Origin of the sequence: Peribacillus aracenensis, from assembly GCF_025175645.1 — a bacterium.
GTDB lineage: Bacteria > Bacillota > Bacilli > Bacillales > DSM-1321 > Peribacillus > Peribacillus aracenensis.
Map to the genome: position 1 here is coordinate 1 of NZ_JANZMJ010000100.1, position 1,088 is coordinate 1,088.

The 1,088-nt window shown below is 37.6% G+C and carries 1 protein-coding gene; it reads right to left on the reverse strand.

The genetic code is table 11. The annotated features are described in order from the left end of the window. Positions 1-40 precede the first annotated feature (40 nt). Positions 41-1,088, reverse strand: a protein-coding gene (locus N0M92_RS29160; protein WP_260289031.1) for an IS3 family transposase whose coding sequence is annotated in 2 segments (ribosomal slippage) — positions 41-951 and positions 951-1,088 — 1,049 coding nt annotated over the 2 segments. Because the reading frame shifts where the segments join, the coding sequence is not laid out codon by codon here. This gene is flagged as partial in the annotation.

Below are 1,088 nucleotides of genomic sequence, written 5' to 3' on the forward strand. Positions count from 1 at the left end.
TGGATTTGAGTCAATATTTTGGACACTAAAAAGTTAAATCTTAAGCTGTATTCCTAATTCGATCTTCAATGGCTTGTGGGGTTTGATAGCCCAAGCTGCTGTGAATTCTTTTTCGGTTATACCAACCTTCAATAAATTGGAACATTGCTAATTTAGCTGTTTGATAGTCTAGATATTGTACGTGGTTGACTTCTTCCTTTTTTAATAGGGCATGAAAGGATTCAATACAAGCATTATCATACGGACAACCTTTCTGACTAAAGGATTGCTTAATATGATGGTTTTGGATATGTTGAGTAAACTCGCTGCTTGTATATTGTGAGCCAAGATCTGTATGAAGAACTAAGCCCTCCGAGGGCTTTTGTGATAGGTGTGCGTTATTGAAAGCTTTTATGACCAGTTCTGTCGTCATTGAACGAGAAAATGAATACCCGACTATTTTCTTAGAATGAAGGTCCAATACCGAAGCTAAATAACACCATCCGTCTTTTAACGTGTGGATATACGTAATATCTGCTACCCACTTCTCATTAATGGTCTGAGTAGTGAAGTCTCGTTTTAGCAAATTATCCAATTGAATAACCTTTTCTTTAGATGGATAGGGACGGTATTTCTTCTTAGTAATAGAACGAATTCTTGCCTTGCTCATTAAACGTTGAACACGCTTTAGACTCAGGGAAAACCCTCTAGTTAATAAGCTTTCATGAATCTTTGGAGCCCCATATCGTCCCTTGCTTTCCAGGTAAATCAGATGAATTTCCTTCGTGAGTTCTTGGTTTTCCTGTTCACGATTTGATACGACAAGTTGAAGAGACTGATAATGGCTGCTTCTTGGGATTTCTAATATTTCACACATTTTCTGTACGGGGTATAGATTCTTGTGTTCCTCGATAAATTCAGTAAGATCTGTCTCGGTTACTTTTTCGCGAATATGGCCATAGCCTTTTTTAAAATTTCAACTTCCTGCTTTAACCGAAGGTTTTCCTTCTGTATGGCGGCTAATTCCTTTGGGGTCATGGACTCTTCTCCTAAACCGATAGGAGTAAATTCTTTAACCCATTTATAAATAGTAACTTCTGATACGCCAT